Below are 3024 nucleotides of genomic sequence, written 5' to 3' on the forward strand. Positions count from 1 at the left end.
CCATGCGCACCCGTCAAGCTGTTATGCCACCCCCTGCTATGCCGCACGCTTACCCGGCCCCACACAGCGTCCGCCGTTGGTACCGTTTCTGGCGTGCCCTCCCACTGCAGCGGTGCATAACTGGTGCCGGCCCAGAATGCCTGCACCCACCCGTACAACACGTCACGGGCCTCAGCGTACTTCATCGCTTCAGCCCCATGAACAGAACCAGAGGGGTTTCTGCCGGCTTGAGCGTGCGAACGAATTCCACATGCCACGCGGTGCCCCCATCCAGCACCACGTTATAGCTGTCGTCCACTCCGCTACCTGCCGCCACCCACAGCGTGCGCTCGCACCTGGCCAGCATTTCGTCCGTTACCCCGTACTCGCCCAGCTCCCGCTTCCCGGCGATAGGAACGAAGGTAGCGGGTGCGGTAACGGTCTTGCTCACCACCCTGGCCCCGGCCCCCAGCCACGGCTTCTGTGGGTCCGTGGGGGCCTGCACCACGCGCTGGAAGACGGTGTCGCGGCCGGTTTCCTTGATCATTTCCAAGGCCAGCTCGTTGAACTCGTCATAGCCGAAGGTGCTGCTCACCGTATCGCCCCCCAGCAGCCCAAGGGGAACGCGGTGAACATGAGCATGTCCGCGTCCGGGAACTGGCCGAAGGCTTCAACGCGGCTACCATAGCCGCTGGCCATGGCGCTGAACTTCTTGGTGATGGGGCCGACGGTCTTTTCTGTCACCATGCCGGCCGTGCCGCTCTCGCTCAGCTTGGGGACAATGAACAGGGGACCGGACAGGGCGTGCACAGCGTAGAGGGTGCAGGCGCGGATAACCACGGGGGGCACCACGTTCTTCGCCCATTGCGTGCCCGTGCGGGGCCACTCCAGGCCCTGTGTGCTCTTGGTGCGCTCGCCGGGGAAACGCCGCAGGAAGCGAATGTCAATGTACTGTGTGGCGGCAACCAGAGCGGCCTCTTTCTGCTCCTGTGTGGCAGCGGTCCATGTCAGGCGGTAGGCGGAAAACTTGTCCGCGTCTTCCACGCTGACATAGCTCATGGCCCCTGCCAGTCCTTCGCCCGTTTCTACCACCAGCGCCATTTCAGTTCCTTACGCGATACGGCACCCCATAGGGCCCGAGCACACTGAGTGTGCCCAGCGCCGCAGGTGCCAGTTCCCCGCCGAACCTGTACACCACCTGCCCCGTACCTGCCTGCAGCCACGCCCCCGCAGGCATAATCATGTCGCCCGTTGCCGGGGCGGCAATGAGAGGGCCGAAGGCACTAAAGGCCCGCCGCTCCCGCTGCCGCTTCAAGTAACGGTACGTCAGCCCGTTCATTTCCCGACCCGTTCGGCCACCATTTCCACCAGCAGCTCAAAGTCCACGCCAGCCTTCCTCAGCGTGTCCAGCATGGCCTGGCGCTGCCCTGCCCGCTCCTTCTGGTGGTCCAGGTAGCGGCGGATGGCAATGTGCGTGTCTTCCAGCACGGGCTCCTTCACAGGGTCTTCCGCCGGCGGCGTGCTGGCCCGCTGCCGCTGCTCCCTGCGCTCCTGCGCCTCCACCGTGCGGCTGTCCCTGTACGCTTTGGCCGCAGCGCGTGTGAAACCCGGTGCAACACTGTCCACATCGGCCCGCGTCACGCGGCCGGTGCTTCCCACGAAGCTCTGGACGTATTCCAGCTTCACCTGCCCGTCCGTATTCCACACGGAAACGTCATCGGGGTCCGCTTGCAGCAGCGCCTGCTTAATGGCTTCAGCCATTTCCATATTCAACGACTCCTGTCAGGGTGCCCGCCACGGTTTCTATCTTGCGGAGCTTAGGGACATTGTACAGGAAATCGTTCTGCACCAGTGCGACGGTCGCCAGACGGTATCCATTGACTGCCGAAAGAAGAAAGATGCTCCCACGGGAGCCCGTGGCGGGCAACACACAGTTACGAATGAGACTGATGCGGTGCATATCACCGCCGGCCATGAAGTCCGTGCCCTCCGCCGTGTTGTACCCCCTGTGGTAATCCTGGGGCAGAGTGCGATTCCAATCGCTCTCGATGCCGAAGTACGCCCTGGCGGCGTTGCCAGCGAACAGGTTGTCTTCCCAGACGTTGCCATTGCTCTGCACCGCGCAGTACGCGAAGTACTTTGCACCGTGCTCGCTGGTGGCCGCCACCGTGTTCCCTTCAAAGCGGTTATCGCTGCACCCCACGTATGCCTGGAGCTGGCCCTCGCCCTGTACCCGGGCGCTGCGGATGCTGTTGCGGCGGATGGCGTTGCCGTTGGCACCGTAGGCCAAGTGGATACCGCTGGAAATGTTTTCCTCCACTTCGTTGTACGTCACAACGTTGTAGGAGGAGCCATCCTGCAGGCTGATGCCCCGCATGTTGTTCCGCATGCGGTTCCCATCGAACACGCTGCCCTGCACGCCACTGCAGCCGATGCCGTAGTAGCCGCCGTCAATGTCATTGTTGCGGATAACCACACTGGCGATGGCGTGGTAAGGGCCGGCTGCCTCGTGCCGGGTTTTCCAGTATTGCATCGGCACCACATGCGGCTCGCCAGTGTCAATTTCGGCGTTCAGGGATACCCCGAAGGTCTTAAGGTCGTCCTGCTCGCGGTCGCCGAGCTGAGAAGCGCGGCTGTACAGCTTGCAGTTCTCCACCAGCACGTCCTGCACCCCGGCGGTCTTGGTGGCGCGGATGCTGATGCATGCCCCCTTGGTGACGCCGCTGATGTTGGTGTCGTGGATGTGCAGGCGGCCCACACCATAGCTGTAAATGATGGCTTCCTGGCCCCCGAAGTGCCCCTCTGCCACCACCTTGGGCAACGCTATCCGCGTGGGCGTATCCTTGTCCCGCAGCAGCACCCCCGCACGCTTGCCGTCCAGCACCACGCGCACCACCGCCTCCGGGTCGGCGGTAATGTGCTGCACCCTGGCACCGGCCAAGTTCACCTGATCGTTGATCAACCATTCACCCCGGCCTAGATGAATGTGGTCATCCGTGGATGCCGCTTCTCTTAGGATAGCCACACTGGGGGTGCCGCTGGGGG

The 3024-nt window shown here is 63.4% G+C and carries 4 protein-coding genes; all 4 read right to left on the reverse strand.

What is annotated here, in order from left to right:
• Positions 1-181: 181 nt before the first annotated feature.
• Positions 182-574 (reverse strand): hypothetical protein, encoded by a 393-nt coding sequence (locus Q0216_RS04100; RefSeq protein ID WP_298593150.1) that lies wholly within the window; start codon positions 572-574, stop codon positions 182-184.
• Entirely contained in the window at positions 571-1080 is a 510-nt protein-coding gene (locus Q0216_RS04105) for a DnaT-like ssDNA-binding protein (protein WP_294626572.1), read from the reverse strand. The genes Q0216_RS04100 and Q0216_RS04105 overlap by 4 nt, the downstream gene beginning before the upstream one ends.
• A gap of 234 nt (positions 1081-1314) precedes the next feature.
• Positions 1315-1740 carry a hypothetical protein gene (locus Q0216_RS04110; RefSeq protein ID WP_298593152.1) on the reverse strand — a complete coding sequence of 142 codons (426 nt, stop codon included), beginning with the start codon at positions 1738-1740 and terminating at the stop codon, positions 1315-1317.
• A partial coding sequence (locus Q0216_RS04115) for a right-handed parallel beta-helix repeat-containing protein (protein ID WP_298593153.1) occupies positions 1733-3024 on the reverse strand: 1292 nt, incomplete at its 5' end. The genes Q0216_RS04110 and Q0216_RS04115, both read right to left, overlap by 8 nt.

The organism is uncultured Rothia sp. (genome assembly GCF_937976295.1).
GTDB lineage: Bacteria > Actinomycetota > Actinomycetes > Actinomycetales > Micrococcaceae > Rothia.

Bases quoted from the DNA above. Each gene is read 5' to 3' on its own strand.
- Q0216_RS04105 (WP_294626572.1), bottom strand. From the start codon at position 1,080: ATGGCGCTGGTGGTAGAAACGGGCGAAGGACTGGCAGGGGCCATGAGC.
- Q0216_RS04110 (WP_298593152.1), bottom strand. From the start codon at position 1,740: ATGGCTGAAGCCATTAAGCAGGCGCTGCTGCAAGCGGACCCCGATGAC.